Origin of the sequence: Patiriisocius sp. (genome assembly GCF_051252435.1) — a bacterium.
Classification (GTDB): domain Bacteria; phylum Bacteroidota; class Bacteroidia; order Flavobacteriales; family Flavobacteriaceae; genus Patiriisocius.
This window is the reverse complement of record NZ_JBPOFW010000003.1, coordinates 239,031-259,806: the sequence shown is the minus strand read 5'-3', so window position 1 is coordinate 259,806 and position 20,776 is coordinate 239,031. Positions and strand designations below refer to the sequence as shown.

Genomic DNA, 20,776 nt, shown 5'->3' with positions numbered 1-20,776 from the left:
AAAGAGGAAAGAACTTATCTAAAAAAAACTTTTTCTATTCTTTCGTGTCAAAGAATTTTATAAAAGATTTACCCCAATAATTTTCCCATTCTTTAGCGATTAATATTTATGAGGTATCTTTGCCCAAAAGACAAAAATGCCACTAAACAATAACGATATTTTCAAGAAATTAAGAGTTGCTCATAAATTGAGAGATGATGATATTATAAAAATTCTTGAGTTGGTTGATTTTAAAGTGAGCAAGGCTGAATTAGGGGCTTTTTTCAGAAATGAGAATCATCCCAAATATATGGAGTGCGGTGATCAAATACTACGCAACTTTTTAAACGGACTAATCATTCATCTTCGAGGCCCTATGCCTCCCAAGAAACCAGCAATACCATCTAATTTGAAAAAATAATTTTTGAACTTCGGAAATTTCAGAGGTTGATTTTATTGTTTTCAATTTAAAATTATTCTCTACCAAAAGGTCTTTAAAATAAGAGTGCTTTGATGTGGCACATTTTCGCGGAAGCTAAAGAATATAAAATTTTGTTTATAACACCGCATCTGTGATTAGTCAAAGTGAATGACATTTATTATTTTTGCACATCTTTTAAGATAGTGTTTGCTATCATTTAGTAATTAACAACCCTTTTCAAGGAAATCATATGAATTTACACGAATATCAAGGCAAGGAAGTATTAAGTAGTTTTGGCGTTACCATTCAACGTGGTATCGTTGCGCAAACTCCAGAAGAAGCAGTTGAAGCAGCTAAAAAACTAACCGAAGAAACAGGCACAGGATGGCACGTTATCAAAGCACAGGTGCATGCCGGTGGTCGTGGTAAAGGTGGCGGTGTAAAACTGGCAAAAAACCTTGAAGAGGTAAAAAATATTGCAAATGATATTATTGGGATGAACCTTATTACACCTCAAACAAGTGCTGAGGGTAAAAAAGTGCACCAAGTATTAGTTGCCGAAGATGTATACTATCCTGGAGATAGCGAACCAGAAGAATTTTATATAAGTGTTCTTTTAAATCGTGTCACCGGAAAAAACATGGTCATGTATTCTACTGAAGGTGGAATGGATATTGAAACCGTTGCAGAGGAAACTCCGCATTTAATTTTTAATGAGGAGATTGATCCTGCAACAGGATTACTTCCATTTCAAGCTAGAAAAATTGCATTCAACTTAGGGTTGAGCGGACAAGCTTTTAAAGGCATGACAAAATTTGTTACTGCGCTTGTAAAGGCTTATGAGTCTAGCGATTCTTCAATGTTTGAAATCAATCCCGTATTAAAAACGAGCGATGATAAAATTATCGCAGTTGACGCAAAAGTGAGTATTGATGATAATGCGTTATTCCGTCACAAAGATTATGAAGCAATGCGTGACCTTCGCGAAGAAAACCCGGTGGAGGTTGAAGCAAGAGCGGTAGGCTTAAATTATGTGGATCTTGACGGAAATGTGGGATGTATGGTTAATGGTGCCGGACTTGCAATGGCGACAATGGACTTAATCAAACAAGCGGGTGGAGAGCCAGCAAACTTTCTTGACGTAGGAGGTACAGCAGATGCTGAACGAGTGGAAGCTGCTTTTAATTTGATTTTAAAAGACCCAGCCGTAAAAGCTATTTTAGTAAATATCTTTGGTGGTATCGTTCGTTGTGATCGTGTGGCGCAAGGTATTGTTGATGCTTACAAAAATATGGGGACAATAAATGTGCCTATTATTGTTCGTCTACAAGGAACTAATGCAGACATCGCAAAAGAATTAATTGACAATAGTGGCCTCGATGTACAGAGCGCAATTGAGTTCCAAGAAGCCGCAGATAAAGTACAAGCAGTATTGTCTTAATAATTCTGAAACATATTTTTAAGAGCCTTGAATTCATTTATTCAAGGCTTTTTTTATATTTATAAAATGAATAAAGAAAACCAAGCATTAATAAGCGATTTGATAGTTATCGCAAAAGCCGACGATAAAATTGACGAAGCAGAATATGATTTTATCCACCGTATCGCTGAAAAAATGCACGTTTCAGCAAAAGAAGTAAACGACCTATTTCACGAGCCGTTGCCGTCAACTAAAATTCCCACTGAAATGGGTAGAATCACACATTTCTATAAATTGGTTTTAATAATGAATATTGATGATGAAACCCACGAAAGTGAGATTACTGCAATTAAACAATTCGGTTTAAAAATGGGCATTCGACAAGGTGTTGTAAACCAAATGCTTTTAAAGTTTGCCGAGGGTCAAAAAACTATCCCTTCAGAAGATATTTTGAAAATTTTTAAAACCTATTACAATTAGTTTTGTATCGGCAGATTCATGATGGCTTTAAAATCTCTTTCATTGCCAAAAGCGTGTTTTGCATCTTCTTTTAAGGCTTTAATTTCCTCATTAATAATTTCTATATACTCATTTTGCTCTGCGTTTTGATTTAATAAGTAACCCAGCATCCAGAGTAATTTTTGAACTATAATAGGGTCGTGCTTTGTATAGGTGCGCAACGAAGCCATAGAATAGTATAACAATTCTTCAAATGAAACTACGGCAATCTTAGCATACACAGCCTCGTCTTTTACAATCACACCATTATCTTTCTTTCGCATTCTAATTGTAAAAAGCTCTGTCAAATAATCAATGGCGTTAATTGCAGTTCCTGGGTCATTGATTCCCGGAGACATTGCTTTCACTGCTATTTCGGTTATTTGTTTGAACGCTAAGATGTAATTGTCTTCAACAAGTTCGCCCCGTGAAAAGTTGAAATTAGCCAAAAGTCTTTTCAGTTTTTCTTCTGAAATTTCTCTACTTGTATAAATGAATGGAACATGGCTAAGCACAAAGAAGCCTTTAGGTATGGTAATATAAATTTGTATATCCTCATCTTTACAGAACGAAATGACATTTGAAATTGAAATATTTTGAAAATAGCCACTTCTTCTTGTCGAATAAGAATACCAGTTTTTACTATCGGGAAACGTACTTTTTAGTCGGTCAGAACTTTCATCTTCTAAACAAATAACTTCTTCAAGACGTTTTTTAGATTTCGAATAAATATCATCAAGTATGTTATTGATTTGTATCCTTTGCGAAATGTTATGAATAAAATAAATAAAAGCTCCTAAGCAGATAATGGTAAGCAAAATCCCTATTAAAATGGACATACCCGGTAAAGTGTATTTCTCGTCATCTGGCTCAATAGAGAAGAGCGTAAAAATAAAATAGATGATGGTCGCTAAATACGTTCCTAAAATTAATTGATGAATTTTATCAGAAATCAAACCTGGCAACAATCTTGGAGAAAAATTACTTGATGCTTGGCTAAGCAATAACATAACCATTGAAAAACTGAACACCATCATTGAGATAATTCCTCCTACGCAGGTACTCATTACCGTCAATGCGGTATCACCATCTTGAAGCATTAATCGCGGAAAAGTTTCGAGAATCATTTTTGACACTCCATTTTCTTCAAGAAGCATCATAGAGAAGGATAATATAAATCCTCCCAATGCTAATAATGTAGGGTAAAAAGCGATTTTCCCTTCAATAGTATTAAAAAAACTTAGGGTGCGGTTGTATAGTTTAATCATAGGTATTATTCTATGCTTTAAAAATACCTAGAATAATACCTATTTGTCTTAAAGTTCCCTTAAATAAAATTGCACTACATTTATTTTGTATAACTTTAATTAAAAGTTTAAGTACAAGTTGTTAAGAACCTGTGGTTTTCGATAATCCACTCTTTTAGAACGTTAATAATCGATATTATATGTATTGATAAAATGTGATAATTGCGATATTTGCAAAAGTTTAATAAAGAAATGTAGAGTACTTTATTAATAGAAAACTTTATTTAAGAAAATGGCTGGGGAATTTCATAATTGAAATTTAATTTGGTTAGTTAGTTGAAAGATCACACGTCACCCGGCCGCGTGTGATTATTTTTTTGTCAAAATTTAACTAGTTCTACCGCGCCTTCTCCTACCTCCAGAGCTTCTTTCGACATTTCTTTGTAAGCTATTTTTATCTCTTTTATTGTTGTTTTTTTCTTCTGAAATTGAACTAGAATTTCTGTTGTTTCTCTTTTCCGAAGAATCACTTATACGATTCCCATCATCTTCTTCTTTCATTTTACGAGAACCTCTATCATTTTTTTGGTCAACAAAAGAACTGTTTTCACTATCGCTAACGGCTTCTTGAAGTCCAGAAATTTCAGCAGGGGTTAAATCGCGCCATTTGCCAATGGGTAAGTCGCCCAATTCAATATTCATTATGCGAATGCGCTTCAATTCTAAAACTTCGAACCCTAAATATTCGCACATACGCCGTATCTGTCTGTTCAATCCTTGGATTAAAATAATTCTAAATACAAATCGGCTCACGCGTTCTACCTCACATTTTTTTGTAGTGGTTTCCAGTTCATCAAGTGGGATTCCGTTGCGCATTTTATGAAGAAACTCGTCCGTAATATGGCGATCGGTTTTTACAATATATTCTTTTTCATGTCGATTACCTGCGCGTAGAATCTTGTTTACAATATCGCCGTCATTCGTCATCAACAACAATCCTTCACTGGGCTTGTCAAGACGACCCACATGAAAAATACGTTCGCTGTGATTAATAAAATCGACTACATTTCCTTTCACTCTTCGGTCAGTCGTACAGGTAATACCCACGGGTTTGTTAAGTGCGATATAAACTAGATTGTCATTCTTTGTAATCAATTTGCCATCCACTTCAATCCTGTCGCCGGGCATTGCGCGGTCTCCGAGAGTCATCACTTCGCCATTTATGGTAACCCTACCACGTTCAATGAGTACATCAGCTTGCCGCCTAGAGCAGTAGCCGCTATCACTAATTGCCTTGTTGAGTCTTATAGAATCTGGGTGATTTGCCATGATACAAAGATACTATTTGACTTTCGTTAAACCTATATTAAATCATATACTTGAAATTTCTGTTTGTTGTAATTTGCAACAAACAATCTACACTATGGCGATTTTAGGATCAATAATAAAAGGAGCAATCGATTTGCGCGGTACATTAACTTCGGAAACGTCACCACGAGAAGAGCAGCGTGATGTTTTGACTAAATTGCTGGAGACTGCAAAGAATACATCCTTTGGGAAATATTACGCTTTTACAAAAATTTTAGATTCCGAAGAAATCCAAAAATCATTCAGTAATGCAATTCCATTTCATGATTACAATAAAATGAAAGATGAATGGTGGTGTAGAGTCATTGACGGCCTAGAAGATATTTCATGGCCGGGAAAACCTTCATATTTTGCATTGAGTAGTGGCACCACGGGTAAAGAAAGTAAAAGAATCCCTGTTACAGATGCAATGATTGACGCCATAAAAAATGCAGGTGTACAGCAAGTTGGTGCTCTTTATAATTTTGATTTAGAGCCCGATTTTTTTGAAAAAGAAATTATGATGCTCGGGAGTTCCACAGATCTTGAGAAGAGAGGCGAATTCTTAGAAGGAGAAATTAGTGGGATTACGGCGAGCAATATTCCATTTTGGTTTAAGGGATATTACAAACCGGGAGAAGATATTGCTAAAATTGCTGATTGGGATGAGCGCGTTCAAACTATTGCCGAAAGGGCAAAAACGTGGGATATTGGTGCACTCAGTGGAATCCCTTCTTGGATGGAATTGATGATGAAAAAGGTGATTGAATATCACAATGCGGAAACCATTCACGATGTGTGGCCTAACTTGCAAGTTTATACAAGTGGGGGAGTTGCATTCAAGCCCTATGAGAAAAGTTTTGATTTAATTTTATCAAAACCCATTACAGTAATTGATACCTATTTAGCTTCTGAAGGTTTTATTGCATTTCAGCAAAGACCGGAAACGACTTCGATGAAATTAGTAACCGATGGCGGAATATATTTCGAGTTTGTTCCTTTTAAACCAGAATATATTCTAGAAGATGGTTCCTTGTCAAATGATGCACCTTCTTTAACATTAGATGAAGTTGAATTGGATCAAGATTACGCATTGGTCATTAGTACTGTTGCAGGAGCGTGGCGTTATTTAATAGGGGACACGATTGCTTTTACAGATATTGAACGTGCCGAAATAATCATAACGGGAAGGACAAAGTTTTTCTTAAATGTTGTAGGTTCTCAACTTTCAGTAAATAAAATGGATGTTGCGCTTCGGGAAATGGAGGAACAATTTGACATTGAAATTCCTGAATTCACCTTGGCAGCAGTAAATATTGATGGCGATTTTTATCACCATTGGTATTTGGGAACAGAGGCAAAAATAGACCCCGTTAAAATTTCAGAAGCACTTGATGACGCTTTGAAAGGTGCTAATAAAAACTATAAAGTAGCGAGAAGTAAAGCACTAAAAGGGGTTAAGGTTACAACTGTATCTCCCAATGTTTTTTACGACTGGAATGCAAGTAATAAGAAAAAGGGTGGGCAGGTAAAAATGGCCAGAGTAATGGACGAGGAGAAATTTAAAGAGTGGGAAACGTTTGTTAAAAGTGTTTAATTATACTCCTTTAATAAATGCATTACTTCTTCTGGTGACATATATAATCTGCGTAATTTAGCTTTGTATTTTTCTGAAATGTTGGCATGATCAAGAATAAAATTCTTCGTTTTTAAAATATAGTCTCCCATACCATGTACGATTGCAAAAGTATCTGCTGCACGCTCTACTTCTTGAATATGGGCGCCAGAAAACAAATACTTAAATCCAAAAATAATCATCCCTACATTCGATCTACTTCGATAATCCATAACGTGTCCAAGCTCGTGTCCAAGCCAGCCAATCATTACATCGCTGGGGACATCTTCAATAGAAAGTTGTTCATTTTCAATTTGGATTTTTCGACTAATTTTTATTCGGTAGCTTCTCTTTTTTTTATTTCTGAAAAAACTACCAAACGTTGGCTGCGCCTGCATTGTAGATTTTTTAATATTGTCTTTAAATTCAAAAGTGATTTCAGTTTCGGCTAGCTCGGGGTAATGTGAGAGAGCGACAAGAGCTTCTTTTTTTATACTTTCTGGGATTATTTTATTAGTAAGATTTATTTTTTCTTGTGCTATCATAGAAAGGGGAAAGTAAAGCAATATAAAAATATAGTGTGTTAAGGGCATTGTAAATTTTTTCTCGAGTTGATGTTTTGGTATTTTCTTTATTCATTTAAAGTATTCAACTGCAACCAAACATTTGCTTGTTTTTAAATTTCCTCTTTACAAATTCGACCATCTATTGTAACCAATTCGTCATTTGGTAATTTAAAATTGGAGGTATAGTAAAAACAGTTTTTTTCAATGTACTTTTTAGTGACGTAAATACCTCCGTTTTCATTTATAAATTTTGAAGCAGGATCTTGATCACTTTTTGATTCATCTAATTTCATTATATAGGTACATTCATCAATCCATTCAAGATTTAAATGTAAAGCTTCATCGATGCCATAATATTCAATTTGATTATTGCCAGTTCTACTCATTTCAAATCGGATATCAGCCCCATTCATAGTTGATTCAATGAAAAAACTCCCTTCTCTAAAATCCTCACATTCTAAGTTTTGTCCGAAAATTCCAATAGGAATGGTTAGAAATATAAGTGTTATAATATTGCTTGTTTTCATAATTATTCTGTTTCCACCTGTTTTTGAAGTAGTTTTATTTTATCGCGCAATTTTGCTGCCATCATAAAGTCTAATTCTTTGGCAGCTTTTTCCATGGCTTTGCGTGTGTCTCTTATTTTCTTTTCAATCTGCGGCTTTGTTAAATATTGATCTTCTGGTTCAGCAGCGCTTAAAGTCTCAGCAGTTTCAAAAGTATATGCTTCTTGTTTTGATTTTGTCAACGCATTTTCAAAACTCTTTTTAATAGCCGTTGGAGTGATGTTGTTTTCTTTGTTGTACGCTATTTGTTTCTCTCTTCTATATTCTGTTGCATCAATGGTTGCTTGCATGCTTTTGGTAATTTTATCAGCATACATAATTGCCTTTCCATTTAAATTTCGGGCGGCACGTCCCACCGTTTGCGTCAAAGAACGATTGCTTCTCAAAAACCCTTCTTTGTCAGCATCGAGAATGGCAACGAGCGAAACCTCTGGTAAATCAAGCCCTTCTCTCAATAAATTTACACCTACAAGTACGTCGTACAGACCAAGGCGTAAATCCTGCATAATTTGAACGCGTTCAAGGGTGTCAACATCGCTATGAATATAATTAACTCTAATATTTACTCGCGAAAGATATTTCGTCAATTCTTCCGCCATCCTTTTTGTTAGTGTTGTCACTAAAATACGCTCATCTTTTTCAATGCGCAGTTGCATTTCTTCAATGAGGTCATCAATTTGATTGAGGCTAGGTCGCACTTCAATAGGCGGGTCCAATAACCCCGTTGGGCGAATAATCTGTTCAATGTAAACTCCATCTGTCTTTTCTAATTCATAATCTGCGGGAGTTGCGCTTACGTAAATTACTTGATTTTGCATGGCCTCAAATTCCTCAAACTTTAATGGTCTATTATCCATTGCGGCAGGCAATCTAAAACCATATTCAACGAGATTTTCTTTACGTGATCTATCACCGCCATACATAGCACCCACTTGCGGAATCATCACGTGACTTTCATCGACAATCATCAAATAATCATCTGGAAAAAAGTCCAATAAACAGAAAGGTCTCGTTCCTGGCAATCGTCCGTCGAGATAGCGCGAGTAATTTTCTATCCCGCTACAGTAGCCTAACTCTCTGATCATTTCTAAATCAAAATTAGTACGTTCGTCCAGTCGCTTTGCTTCAAGATGTTTTCCTATCTCTTTAAAATAATCCACTTGATTCACAAGATCATCTTGTATTTCTCTAATAGCACCTTGCAGCACATCTGGTGATGTCACAAACATATTTGCTGGATAAATATTTAGACGGTCATATTTTTCAATCACGTTATTATTGAGTGGATCAAATGCTTCAATTTCTTCCACTTCGTCGCCAAAAAAATGTATTCTAAACGCGTGGTCAGCATACCCCGGAAATACATCCACGGTGTCTCCTTTTATTCTAAAACGCCCATGGTTAAAATCTGCTTCGGTTCTTGAATAAAGACTTTGCACAAGACGGTGCAATAATTTTGTACGGGAAATAATTTGATTTTTTTGAAGACTGATTACGTTCTTCTGAAATTCAGCAGGATTACCAATTCCGTATAAACACGAAACCGATGCGACTACAATAACATCACGCCTTCCCGAAAGTAGGGAAGAGGTGGTGCTTAATCGCATAACCTCAATTTCTTCGTTTATCGAAAGGTCTTTTTCAATGTAGGTTCCACTTGTTGGGATGAAAGCTTCGGGTTGATAATAATCGTAATACGAAACAAAATATTCAACGGCATTGTTCGGAAAAAACATTTTGAACTCTTGGTATAATTGAGCTGCCAGCGTTTTGTTGTGTGCTAACACCAAGGTAGGTTTTTGAACTTCTTGAATTACATTTGCAATAGTAAACGTCTTTCCACTTCCCGTAACTCCTAATAAGGTTTGGTATTTTTCGTCGGAATTGATTCCCGAAACCAATGATTTTATCGCTGTTGGTTGGTCGCCGGTAGGTTTAAATTCAGATTCAAGTTTAAATTTCATAGCACATTTCAGTAATCCGTAAAGTTACTAAATTTAGCTTCGGAAATTGGGTGTTATCCATTTCCGAAGCCTTAAAATTGTATTAAAGTTTAACTTTTTTAAAGTAAAATATTCCCGAAGAAATCACTGTTTACTTACTAATCAAGTATAACAAAAAACTTACCACCCGCCGAAATGTTTAAGCCTGTAGTTGTTCCCTCTCGCTCACGATAATCTTCGATATCAAAAAAATAATCATCGTCATAATCATAAAATGAAGAGGTTTCTGGATTGACGAGATTGGTGTACGTATTTGTTCTTGAACGAACGCCAAGACCCACATAGAAATTGAGCCCCACAGATTTTCCGAAAGGAATAAAAACGCCGTATAATAAGTTTGTACCAATTTTTTCGCGCTGATAATCTGCTTGGTCATAACGAATGGTGAACCCGTCCTCATTTCTGAAATTACTAAAATTTATCACGGAGTTTTGATTGAAGTAAAAAGGCTCTATCGAAATATAATGATTGACCCGTTTGGAAGGGTTTAAAATATAATACACTTGTGCTCTGGCTTCAAAAATGGAAAAGTCTTCTTGATCGTCGTATTGGGCAATGGTGACTGTCGTCTCATCAGAGCCAAGACCAATTTCACCACCTATTTTCAACGATTTGCTCAAAGGATGAATATACCCTAAGCGGTAGCGAGGATTGGCAATGTAGAATGGTGAGAATATTTCAAAAGTAATATAGGCGTCGTCTGCATTTGGAAACCTTTCTAGTTTGTTACTTCGCTGTGCATTAGCACAAATGCTTGTCAATAAAATGACGGCAATTAACAAATTTTTCATTTTCTTTTTTTGTGTAAAACTAGAAGAATAGTTGAATTCATCTTGAAATCTGAAGAAACTTTTTTTTAACGATTTCAATTAAACCATACCGCATAGCGCTGTCTTCGTAAATCCAAGGCTAAGGCTTCTTCCATTTTAAGTGCTTCTGCTCTGGTTTTGACTGGGGCTATGTGATTGTATAAACTGGGCCTAAGATACATGCCATATTTTTCAACAATATTTGAAGAGAGCTTATGACCTTTTTTATTTCTGAAACCGGTTTTATGTTGGGTAAATCGTTCTTTGGGAGTCTTACTCGTCATTCCCACATATAAACATTGTAGCACACCATTAAATTGCGGATTTGCATTCCGGAATTTTGCGTTTTCAGTAAAAACTCTTTTGGATAATTCTATTACGTATATCTGATAAGGCATTTTGCTGAAATGTAAAATCGTAGATTTTTCTACTACACATTTAATAATTGATATACACCCAACCTGTAAATGCATCTGGATATTGTTCGTCATTTAAGTAGAGCACGTAAAAGTATGTGCCCACAGGGACTAATGTTGAATCAAAAAGCAAACCAGTATTGGGAATCCCATCCCAAAAACCATCTTCGTGCGTGCCTTCAAAAATGAGATTTCCTTCTCGGCTGTACAGTCTTAGTTCGAAATTTTTAAAAATATTGAGTAGTCCAGATATTTCAAATTCATCATTAATGTTGTCGTTGTTGGGCGAAAATCCTTGGGGAATAAAGGGTGGGCAATTTTCAGTAATCACCATAAACGAAGCTATTGTGAAACAAATTTCGGTATCAAGCCTTACAAAAATTGTTTGTACGCCACCGCTACTTTGATATTCGGCAGGAATTTCAATAGGGAATTGATTTGCGATTGCATTGTCTGCAGATGTAAAGTAGTTGATGATATCTTCATCGTTCGTAGAAATTAAATCATCTTGAACGGTTAAATCAAAAATAGCCGAACCGAATCCCACGTTACAAGCTGTTAAATTTGGAAGATCTGTAATTGCTGGTATTGACTCAAACATAACCATGCTCGTAAATTCATTGTTTGTTTCGTCAAGTTCCTCAACAATACTTGTTCCGTCTCCCGCATCATCAACTATGGCGAGAATTATAAAGGTATCTGGTATTGTTTCATCAAGGGAAATAGTAACATTTCCAACTTCGCTACCGCCAATGGGAATGTCATTTTGAGTCATTGATTGTCCTACTAAAACACTATCAATATAAAAAGCAATGGGTGTAGCGGCTGGCAAACTAGCCGTACCTAGGGTATTAAAAACGGTGTAATCAAAGTTAAAATCCCGACCTCTGCAAGCGATTAAATTATCTATAAGTTCTATGGTTGCATCTGGAAGTGGGCAGATGATGACTTCTACTGTGAAACTATCTGTTATGTTACATTCGGTATTATCTGCGCGTACATAAATAGTTTGCGGGTTGTCTGTATTCTCAAAATTTTCAGGGTCTGTTATAGGGTTTATGTTGTTTGTGGCGTCATCCTGCGTTAAGTGGAATGTTACAATAAGATTAGGGGCCACTTGACTTAGCGCATCGTTTAAATCAAAAAGTTCTATGCCCACGGCATCACAGCGTTCTAAGTCTTTCAGTGCGTTAAGATTGGGGAAGACAAGTAAATGATAATCTAATGTAAAATTGTTATTGTCCTCATTGATTTCATTGACTGTGCTGGCGCCCGAGCCATTATCATCTACAGCTGCTCGAAGAACAAAATCGGCACCCAGATTTTCTGGGATGTTCAAATCAATACTGCCAGATTCTTGTCCGCCAATGGGTATAATTGTAGTTGTTTCAGCTTGCCCTACTAGCGTATTATTCGCATAAAAAGCAATGGGTGTATTTGCAGGCAGCTCATCGGTGCTATTTACATTGTAAACGGTGTAATCAAGTGTTATATCTCGATTGCCGCAAACCAATCCTCCCACAGTATCATCAATTGTAATGGTAGCATCTGGCAATTCAGAATTTAAAACTGTGACCACATTATTGATCATCACAAAATCCTGCCCCGAAGTTAGACTAATCAAAGCGCTCGTATCGCCTGGGCTAATGTTGTTTTCAATGGAATACGTGTCAATATCCATATTATAAATATTGCTTTGATTGGTAAAACTATTGGTTCCATTAAAGGCATTGTCTGCTGGGTTTAGTGGTGGGTTGCTAATTAAGTTTCCATTAATGAGCAATGTTTCCATCACTGCTAGCGACTGATCACCTTCCCATGCGGTAAAGCCAATGCGAGCGCCAATATTATCTAAAACATTTAAATTATCAAGCTGAATATCTAAACTGTTATTTGTTGATGAAACACTCTCCAACCCATCAAAAATGCTTACTTGGTTTAAGGGTAGCGTAGCATCTTCATAAATTACGGTAACTGCCCAACCTGCAAAATTTGTAGTATTTCCACAATACGCTGCTATAATATCTGTAAGGTCTAACTCAGATAATGTGTATGTTCCGTTTCCGCTTGCGGCAACGATAGAAGTCACATCTGCAAAGGCTGCAAAATAAACTAACTCATCGCTTAGACTATCACTAAAAGTACGTTGCGATGTTACTTGCGTCCCATTAAAATTTACTTGCAAATCTCCTCGTCCTGAGCCTGCCCAATAAAGATACGCGGCAACCAAGCTTTGACCCGGTTGCAATGCGAAAGGTGCGCTACTAGAGGTCAATATCTCACATGGAGTAGGGGGGACAGCTCCCGTGTTTTCACCGGTATTCAATGTGTTTCCAAAAGCGAGATAGTCATACTGCCCATTAAATTGTTGAAACAACGACACGTCTTGTGCTTCGGAAATTCCTATTGTACAAAAGGATAGTAAGAAAAAAATAAAATAGTGAGATTTCATAGTGGCAATGTTACTGATAAATATAGGCATTTTTGAGTTTAGCAAAAAAATCTATCGAACCTAAGGATTGCGCGGTTAAGACCTCAATTTTTAACTTCCCAAGTATAATGAAATACGGCAGTATCTTTTACCCATCCCAATCGTTCGTACAATTTTTGAGCAGGATTATCAGTGTCCGTTTCAAGCGTAAGCCCTCGGGCATTTTTTTCAATGGCAAATTCTTTAGCACGATTCATCAAATTTTCAGCAACACCTTTTTTTCTGAAATGTGTAGCAACAAACAAATCATTCAAAATATAAGTACGTTGCATTGCAACCGATGAAAAACTTGGATATAACTGCGTAAATCCCATTCCTTCGCCATTGTCAAAAATTGCCAAAAATATCACCGAATCATTTTCTTGAAACCGTTGTGTTAAAAATTGCTTGGTAGCAAAGACACTTGAAGCTTGTTTATAGAACACTCTATACTCATTGAAGAGTGGAGCCAATTGGTCTAAGTTTTCAACAGTAGCTTTAATGATTTTCATATTGATAGAATTGTCTGAATTGATTGAGCATAAAACTACTATAAATTTAAACGCAACAACCACAACATTTATCAAAAAGACTAGTGTTGCGATTGTTTAATATTTCCGAAGAAATTATTTACAAATATTTAATAACGATCATCATTCGTTTCTTCTTCTGCTCCATCAAATAGCCTTTTGAAGAAACCTTCGGTACTGTCGTTTTCTTTTTTTGCCTCGCGATTTTCTTTGCGTTCTTCGCGTCTTTTCTGTCGTCGTTCTTTTGGGGTTAGATTTTTATCGTCATTGAAAGCGTCATTAAATTCTATGCTATTATCTGTCTCTCCTTTAAATGCATCAAACCACCCGTTCTTAAAGATGTTTCCTATTGTTGGCCAAACTCCTGCTTTTACATCATTTAAATCTCCCTCGATAGGAACTTGGGTGGCTACTGTATCTGTCCCTTGATTTTTTAATACGAATTTAAAAAAACCAACAAACCCTTCCCAAAGTGTTTCCAAAAATCCATCTTCTTTTCCAATTAATTTTGAATTTTTAATCATAGGTTTTACATAACCTTTCAGATATCCGTCTGCAATTGCTATTTCGCTATAAAGATTAAAAGTCCCACTCTCAAAATCTAATCCCGAATAGTAACTCGTCATATCATTGAGTGCACTAGCATTTGAGTTTTCTAATGAAAAAGCGAGGTCCATATCTGGTACCTCTTTAATGATATTCATATTTCCGTCGAGCTTCACATTTCCGCCACCAAAAGAAACTCCCGTGGCTGTGACTGGAGAGGGCAAAACGCGTTCTTTCTCAATTACATTACGAAGGTTGTCCGCAGTAAGTGTTACTTTTTCAATAGATAAATCAATATTTGGCTCAGCCGAAAGCTGCACAAAAGACACTTTGCCATCATATACTTCAAAGTGATTTATTTCTAACGGAACAATATCAGTCAATGCTTTTGTCCAGTCCTCAACGTCTGCTTCTCCTTCGGGTGGAGTGGTTTGTTGGTCCTCAAAAACATAGATTACTTCTGGGCTGTTCATGGTAATTTCGGCAACAATTTTACCTTTAAAGAGTGATTTCCATTCTATAGATATGTCGTTCTTCGGAAAATTTAGAAATTTGACTTGCGTTTCAGCATCAATTTTATTGAGATACATTCCATTAATTCCGTACGCTCCGCGGTACAACGAAATAGTGACATCATCTACTTGTCCATAATATCCTGGGATATTTGCAAGTACTTTATTTATGTGGTCTTTTACATAATAAGGCAAATAAATTCTTGCCGCAATTAAAACTATTAGCAGTATAATAGGAAATGTGTACCGTTTCTTTTTATACGCTTTACGTTTCTTCTTTGGTGTTTTTTCGTCTGCCATAGCAGACAAATTTCTACGTTTTGGTGTTGATTGTCAGTTAACGAAGTCATAAAATAAAAGAGTCATTTAGAAGTTTCTAAATCCAATTTTTAGCATTTGAGATATAAAAAAAACCGCAACATTTATCGAAAGACTAGTGTTGCGGTTGTTTAAAATTTCCGAAGAAATTATACTACTAATAATACGTATAACGTCTTACTTTTGAAATGTGCTTTGCAAGTCTAATTACTTGATGGCTGTAGCCATATTCGTTATCGTACCAAACATAAAGCACGCAGTTTTTTCCATCTTTTGCCACAATGGTTGCATTGCTGTCAAAAATTGATGGTGCTGAAGAACCAACAATGTCGCTAGAAACTAACTCATTATTCAACGAGTATTGAATTTGCTCTACCAAATCACCTTCCAACGCATATTTCTTCATCGTAGCATTCAAAGCATCAACAGATGTTTCTCGCTCTAATTCGAGTTTTAAAATAGCAAGAGAACCATTAGGAACAGGAACACGAATTGCATTTGAAGTCAACTTCCCTTCGAAAGAAGGTAGTGCTTTTGAAACAGCTTGTCCTGCACCAGTTTCGGTAATTACCATATTTAGTGCTGCTGCGCGACCACGACGGTATTTGCTGTGCATGTTATCGACTAAATTCTGATCGTTTGTATAGGCGTGGATGGTTTCCAAATGTCCTTGAACAACACCAAAACTATCTTCAATCGCTTTTAAAACAGGAGTTATCGCATTTGTAGTACACGATGCCGCAGAAAAAATATCGATTTCGTCGGGATTATTTTCTAAGTGGTTTACACCGTGAACAATGTTAGGAATTCCTTTTCCGGGCGCGGTCAATAAAACTTTTGAAGCACCTTTAGGAACTAAATGGCGTTGCAGTGCTTCCTTGTCTCTAAAAGCACCTGTATTATCAATAATCAATGCATCGTTGATTCCATAATCTGTATAGTTGATATCTTCTGGGCCATTTGCTGAAATGATATGTACCGTCGTTCCATTGATCACCAATGCTTTATTTTCAAGATCAACACGAACTGTTCCAGGAAAATCTCCATGAACAGAATCGTATTGTAGCAATGATGCTCTTTTTTCTAAAACGGTTTGGTCAACTTTTCCTCTTGTTACAATCGCACGCAGTCGCATCTGGCTTCCTTTACCAGTTCTCGTCATTAACTCACGCGCTAATAAACGACCAATACGCCCAAAACCATATAACACAACATCCTTAGGTGCGATTGCTGTTTTATCTTTTGCACCTTTCAATCTATCCGAAACAAATGCCAATGCATTTGCATGTTGATTATCTTCTAAATGATATTCATACGTCAACTTACCAATGTCCAATTTTGACGGTGGAAGATCAAGCGTTTTAATCGCCTGTGCAATTTCAACTGAATCAAATATTGAAATTGGCTTTTGAACAAACTCTCCAGCATATTCGTGAAGATTTAAAATTTCGCTCACATTGCGGTCGATAAGTTGGTTTCTGAATAAAACCAATTCGATAGACTTATCATACCATAAATCGCTTATAATATTGATAAAAGCTACCGTTGCTTTACGGCGATCTGTTTGAAAGGACAGTTCTTTTTCATAAACGTCATCAAAACTCATAGTTGTGTTGTTTTTAGATTTCCGCAGTAGCGAAAATGGTTGTTTAAATTTTGCGCAAAAATAGTCAAACTAAAACGTTTTCGTTTGTTAAATAATGCAAAAAAAGAGTCTAGAATTTTAGTTTCTAGACTCTTTGGTGGTAATTCATTTTATAAAATTATTACCTAAATATAAACGAATGCGTTTCACCTTTTTTGTTAACGAAAGTCAATTTTAAAGGGTCACTTTTTCTACGATTATTCAATATTTTTTTAACATCGTCAATATCTTTGGTGTCGTAATCATCTATTTGCACAATAATGTTTCCTTCCATTTTGTATCTCGCAACATCTTCGGTCAAGGCTCTGGTGATTTCTACACCGTGTTTGAGACCATATTTTTGAAGGTCTGCCATATTTGCTTTTCGCACTTCAACGCCAACATCTGGAATTTCAAGGGTTTCTAATTTAATTAATGTAACTGGAATCGTTTTTTCATCTCCATCTCTAATAACGGTCACATCTACAATGTCATTGGGTCTTTTAGCTCCCAAATACCCCGTCAAATCTGAGAATTTTGTAACGGACAATCCATCCAGTTTTTTAATGACATCGCCTTTTTTAATGCCACCGCGGTCTGCACCACTTCCAGATTCTACACTGCCAACGTAAACACCTTCGGTATCATTTACTCCATAATACTCTGCTCTTGCCGAGTCTAGATTTCCCCCTGAAATTCCTAAAATAGCCCGTTGCACATTTCCGAATTCCATAATGTCTTCGGTCACTTTTCGTGCAATGTTTGAAGGAACGGCGAAGGAATAGCCAACGTAAGAACCCGTTTCAGAAGTAATGGCAGTATTAATGCCTATTAATTCTCCTCGTGTGTTTACCAAAGCGCCTCCACTGTTTCCACGATTTACGGCAGCATCAGTTTGAATAAAGGACTGCGCATTTCCGTCAAGTTCATTTAAATCTCTTGCTTTTGCACTTACAATCCCAGCAGTTACTGTTGAGGTCAATCGAAACGGATTTCCTACCGCAAGTACCCATTCTCCTACTTTTACAGTATCACTGTCGCTAAATGTTATAAATGGCAACTCGGTTCCAGCGTCAATCTTTACGAGCGCGATATCGGTTTTTGGGTCGGTACCAATTAACTCTGCTGGATATGTTGAATTATTATTGAGGGTGATTTCTATTTGTGAAGCACCTTCAATTACGTGGTTGTTTGTAATGATATAGCCGTCTGGCGTAATAATAACGCCACTACCACTACCAATCAATTCGCGAGGTTGTCCTCCACCACGAAGAAATTCATGGATATTTGTAGGTTGCCTACTTATGGTTTTATTGATAACGTGCACTACAGAATTCACCGTAGCTTCTGCCGCTACAGTGAAATCTATCATTGTCGTCGGTGTGCTATCAGAAAAATTTGTAGCGGTATAATTTATTGGAGATTCGGTTTGAGAAGTTGCCAATTGTAAAGGTGCATCCTTCTCTAGTAATTTGTAGCCGCCTAAGGTCGCTGCCCCGGCAAAAAGTGCTACTGCAAATAAGCGCATGGTCTGTTTCATAAATTCAAAATTTTAATTACTAATTGATAACTATACTTATGACGAAAATATTTTCAAAATATTACGTTTTTAACGTCCATTTAACTACTGGGTAATGTCGCTCACAGAAATGGCTTTTACTATATTTGCCATCGTGGAACTTACATTTTATAAATATCAAGGGACGGGAAACGATTTTATACTTGTAGATAATCGTCAGCACATATTTCCCAAAAATGATACCAAATTGGTCGCTCGATTATGTGACAGAAAATTTGGCATAGGAGCAGATGGGCTCATTTTACTCGAGAATCATACTACACTAGATTTTAAAATGGTCTATTATAATTCCGACGGAAACGAAAGTACTATGTGCGGAAATGGCGGGAGATGCATTGTCCATTTTGCGGCATTTCTAGAAATTATAAATAGAAGCGCCAAGTTTGAAGCTATTGACGGTTTGCATACTGCGGAAATATCCAACGGAAATGTATCATTACAAATGGCAAATGTTACTGAAATTTCTAACAACCAAAACTTCAGCTTTTTAAACACCGGCTCGCCACATCACGTTCAAATGGTCACTAATATTGATACTTTTGATGTCGTTTCCGAAGGAAGAAAAATTAGAAATAATACCTACGGAAAAGAGGGAGCCAATGTGAATTTTGTTGAAAAAGAAAGCGAGAGTGTTTTTAGAGTACGCACCTACGAAAGAGGTGTTGAAGATGAAACTTTGTCATGTGGAACAGGCGTTACAGCGGTTGCCATTGCAATGCACGCCGCAGGCAAAACAGCTACAAAAGGAATTACACTAAAAACCCCCGGCGGACTTTTAAAAGTCTCTTTTGAGGTTGAAGGAAATGGATATAAAAATGTATCATTAACTGGTCCTGCAATGCAGGTTTTTAATGGTACGATTGTCATCTAATTTAAACTATGTAGTCATCTAACTTTAAAATAAATGATATATGGATAAGGATTTAGAGAATTTACTGAATGCTAAAAACATTCAAATCAAGAAACTTCAAGAAATAGTAAAAAAAGCTATAGATGATGAAAATTTGATTACTAATAACCTTTTAAACCCACCAAAAGAGTTACTCACCAAAGGGCAAAGTATATCCGATAAAGTCGCAAAATTTGGAGGTAGTTGGGCATTCATTATTTCCTTCTTTGTAATTTTGGTTATTTGGATTTTGTTTAACACGCTAACTCCATTAAAGGATAATTTTGATCCCTATCCTTTCATCTTAATGAACCTCATCCTTTCTTGTATTGCGGCACTGCAAGCACCCATTATTATGATGAGTCAAAACCGGCAAGAAGAGAAAGACAGAAAACGCGGTGAGAATGATTACCTCATTAACCTAAAAGCTGAATTAGAAATAAATGCGTTGAATCAAAAAATTGACTTAATTTTAGAAGAACAGATACAATCATTATTTGAAAGTCAGGCAGCACAATTAGAAATCTTAAAAAAGCTTGAGAAGAAATTATGATAAAATCACTTTTTACAGATTTTAGAACTGCTGTTATAATAGGAATAATAATAGCAATAACAATAGTTATAGCATATTCATTCAGGTTTTTGGCTGAAAAATATATAAACAAACTTGTTTTAACTAAGCATATAGATCCTACAAGTTATGTTTTTGCCAAGAAAGTAGTTACTGCAATTATTTATGTAATTGGTATTTCATTCGCACTTGTGCAAATACCTGAAATGAAAATTGTAGGTCATTCGTTGTTGGCTGGTGCAGGTATTTTATCTCTAGTGGCAGGTTTAGCTTCACAACAAGCTCTAAGCAACATTATGAGTGGGTTTTTAATAGTTATGTTCAAACCTTTTAAAATTAATGACAGAATTACTTTTAACCAAAATTATACTGGTATTGTAGAAGAAATCAATTTACGACAAGTCGTTCTTAGGGATTTTGAAAATAATCGTGTTATCGTACCCAACTCGGTTATTAGCACCCAAGTAGTTGTTAATGCAAATTTGATTGAAACTAAAGTCTGTAAGATGATAGAAATTGGGGTTGGGTATGATTCAGATTTAGGTAAAGCTCTCAAAATAATGGAAGAGGAAATAATAAACCACCCACTTCATATAGATAACAGAACACCTGAAGACATGCAAAATAATTTACCTGAAGTGGTTTCTAGAGTTGTGGCATTAGGTAACTCTTCTGTAACACTAAAGGCCTGGGCGTATTCTGATTCCGCCTCAAATGGATTTATAATGTATTGCGATTTATTACGCTCAATCAAAGAAAGATTTGATGCAGAAAATATAGAGATACCTTATAATTACCAAAATATAATTATAAAAAAAACAGAATAAAAGTAGAAAATAATAATTGCTAT

General features: G+C 36.1%; 19 protein-coding genes. 7 read left to right on the top strand and 12 right to left on the bottom strand.

Annotated elements, in window-relative coordinates; translation table 11 throughout:
* Nucleotides 1–136 precede the first annotated feature (136 nt).
* The 3 genes from ACSHW7_RS08655 (at nucleotide 137) to ACSHW7_RS08645 (ending at nucleotide 2,300) form a co-directional block, all read left to right on the top strand.
* Nucleotides 137–400, top strand: a complete 264-nt coding sequence (locus tag ACSHW7_RS08655) for a DUF1456 family protein (protein ID WP_435678944.1) — start codon at nucleotides 137–139, stop codon at nucleotides 398–400.
* A 250-nt stretch (nucleotides 401–650) separates the two neighbouring features.
* Nucleotides 651–1,841: an ADP-forming succinate--CoA ligase subunit beta gene (gene sucC / locus ACSHW7_RS08650; protein WP_435678943.1), complete on the top strand. Its 1,191-nt coding sequence runs from the start codon at nucleotides 651–653 to the stop codon at nucleotides 1,839–1,841.
* Nucleotides 1,842–1,907: 66 nt separating this feature from the next.
* A complete protein-coding gene (locus ACSHW7_RS08645) occupies nucleotides 1,908–2,300 on the top strand; it encodes a TerB family tellurite resistance protein (protein ID WP_435678942.1) in 393 nt (130 codons plus the stop codon).
* Here ACSHW7_RS08645 and ACSHW7_RS08640 read toward each other — a convergent pair.
* Entirely contained in the window at nucleotides 2,297–3,586 is a 1,290-nt protein-coding gene (locus ACSHW7_RS08640; protein WP_435678941.1) for a DUF2254 domain-containing protein, read from the bottom strand. The genes ACSHW7_RS08645 and ACSHW7_RS08640 overlap by 4 nt on opposite strands.
* 366 nt (nucleotides 3,587–3,952) lie before the next feature.
* Entirely contained in the window at nucleotides 3,953–4,894 is a 942-nt protein-coding gene (gene rluF, locus ACSHW7_RS08635) for a 23S rRNA pseudouridine(2604) synthase RluF (RefSeq protein ID WP_435678940.1), read from the bottom strand.
* Between the two features lie 94 nt (nucleotides 4,895–4,988).
* Between rluF and ACSHW7_RS08630 the strand changes: the two genes are divergently transcribed.
* Nucleotides 4,989–6,509 carry a GH3 family domain-containing protein gene (locus ACSHW7_RS08630; RefSeq protein ID WP_435678939.1) on the top strand — a complete coding sequence of 507 codons (1,521 nt, stop codon included), beginning with the start codon at nucleotides 4,989–4,991 and terminating at the stop codon, nucleotides 6,507–6,509.
* Here ACSHW7_RS08630 and ACSHW7_RS08625 read toward each other — a convergent pair.
* From ACSHW7_RS08625 to ACSHW7_RS08580, 10 genes are all read right to left on the bottom strand, one after another.
* Nucleotides 6,506–7,072 carry a hypothetical protein gene (locus ACSHW7_RS08625; protein ID WP_435678938.1) on the bottom strand — a complete coding sequence of 189 codons (567 nt, stop codon included), beginning with the start codon at nucleotides 7,070–7,072 and terminating at the stop codon, nucleotides 6,506–6,508. The two genes, ACSHW7_RS08630 and ACSHW7_RS08625, sit on opposite strands and share 4 nt — an antisense overlap.
* Nucleotides 7,073–7,203: 131 nt before the next feature.
* Nucleotides 7,204–7,620, bottom strand: coding sequence for a hypothetical protein (locus ACSHW7_RS08620; protein WP_435678937.1), 417 nt, complete (start codon nucleotides 7,618–7,620; stop codon nucleotides 7,204–7,206).
* A 2-nt stretch (nucleotides 7,621–7,622) separates the two neighbouring features.
* Nucleotides 7,623–9,623, bottom strand: a complete 2,001-nt coding sequence (gene uvrB / locus ACSHW7_RS08615; RefSeq protein ID WP_435678936.1) for an excinuclease ABC subunit UvrB — start codon at nucleotides 9,621–9,623, stop codon at nucleotides 7,623–7,625.
* A gap of 137 nt (nucleotides 9,624–9,760) precedes the next feature.
* Complete coding sequence (locus ACSHW7_RS08610; RefSeq protein ID WP_435678935.1) at nucleotides 9,761–10,453, bottom strand: hypothetical protein; 693 nt, start codon at nucleotides 10,451–10,453, stop codon at nucleotides 9,761–9,763.
* A gap of 74 nt (nucleotides 10,454–10,527) precedes the next feature.
* Complete coding sequence (locus tag ACSHW7_RS08605) at nucleotides 10,528–10,869, bottom strand: ribose-5-phosphate isomerase (protein ID WP_435678934.1); 342 nt, start codon at nucleotides 10,867–10,869, stop codon at nucleotides 10,528–10,530.
* A 40-nt stretch (nucleotides 10,870–10,909) separates the two neighbouring features.
* Entirely contained in the window at nucleotides 10,910–13,339 is a 2,430-nt protein-coding gene (locus tag ACSHW7_RS08600; RefSeq protein ID WP_435678933.1) for a gliding motility-associated C-terminal domain-containing protein, read from the bottom strand.
* A gap of 83 nt (nucleotides 13,340–13,422) precedes the next feature.
* Nucleotides 13,423–13,869, bottom strand: coding sequence for a GNAT family N-acetyltransferase (locus tag ACSHW7_RS08595; RefSeq protein WP_435678932.1), 447 nt, complete (start codon nucleotides 13,867–13,869; stop codon nucleotides 13,423–13,425).
* 128 nt (nucleotides 13,870–13,997) lie between these two features.
* Nucleotides 13,998–15,245, bottom strand: a complete 1,248-nt coding sequence (locus tag ACSHW7_RS08590; RefSeq protein ID WP_435678931.1) for a DUF748 domain-containing protein — start codon at nucleotides 15,243–15,245, stop codon at nucleotides 13,998–14,000.
* Nucleotides 15,246–15,420: 175 nt separating this feature from the next.
* On the bottom strand, nucleotides 15,421–16,869 hold the full coding sequence (locus ACSHW7_RS08585; protein WP_435678930.1) for a glyceraldehyde-3-phosphate dehydrogenase: 1,449 nt from the start codon (nucleotides 16,867–16,869) through the stop codon (nucleotides 15,421–15,423).
* A 160-nt stretch (nucleotides 16,870–17,029) separates the two neighbouring features.
* Nucleotides 17,030–18,427, bottom strand: a complete 1,398-nt coding sequence (locus ACSHW7_RS08580) for a S1C family serine protease (protein ID WP_435678929.1) — start codon at nucleotides 18,425–18,427, stop codon at nucleotides 17,030–17,032.
* Between the two features lie 133 nt (nucleotides 18,428–18,560).
* Here ACSHW7_RS08580 and dapF point away from each other — a divergent pair, with 133 nt between their 5' ends.
* From dapF to ACSHW7_RS08565, 3 genes are read left to right on the top strand one after another with little or no spacing between them, the layout of a single operon-like run.
* On the top strand, nucleotides 18,561–19,337 hold the full coding sequence (gene dapF / locus ACSHW7_RS08575; protein ID WP_435679131.1) for a diaminopimelate epimerase: 777 nt from the start codon (nucleotides 18,561–18,563) through the stop codon (nucleotides 19,335–19,337).
* A 40-nt stretch (nucleotides 19,338–19,377) separates the two neighbouring features.
* The gene (locus ACSHW7_RS08570; RefSeq protein ID WP_435678928.1) at nucleotides 19,378–19,908 is read left to right on the top strand and encodes a DUF1003 domain-containing protein; all 531 of its coding nucleotides are present in this window, start codon (nucleotides 19,378–19,380) and stop codon (nucleotides 19,906–19,908) included.
* Nucleotides 19,905–20,753, top strand: a complete 849-nt coding sequence (locus ACSHW7_RS08565) for a mechanosensitive ion channel family protein (protein ID WP_435678927.1) — start codon at nucleotides 19,905–19,907, stop codon at nucleotides 20,751–20,753. The genes ACSHW7_RS08570 and ACSHW7_RS08565 overlap by 4 nt, the downstream gene beginning before the upstream one ends.
* Nucleotides 20,754–20,776: the final 23 nt, after the last annotated feature.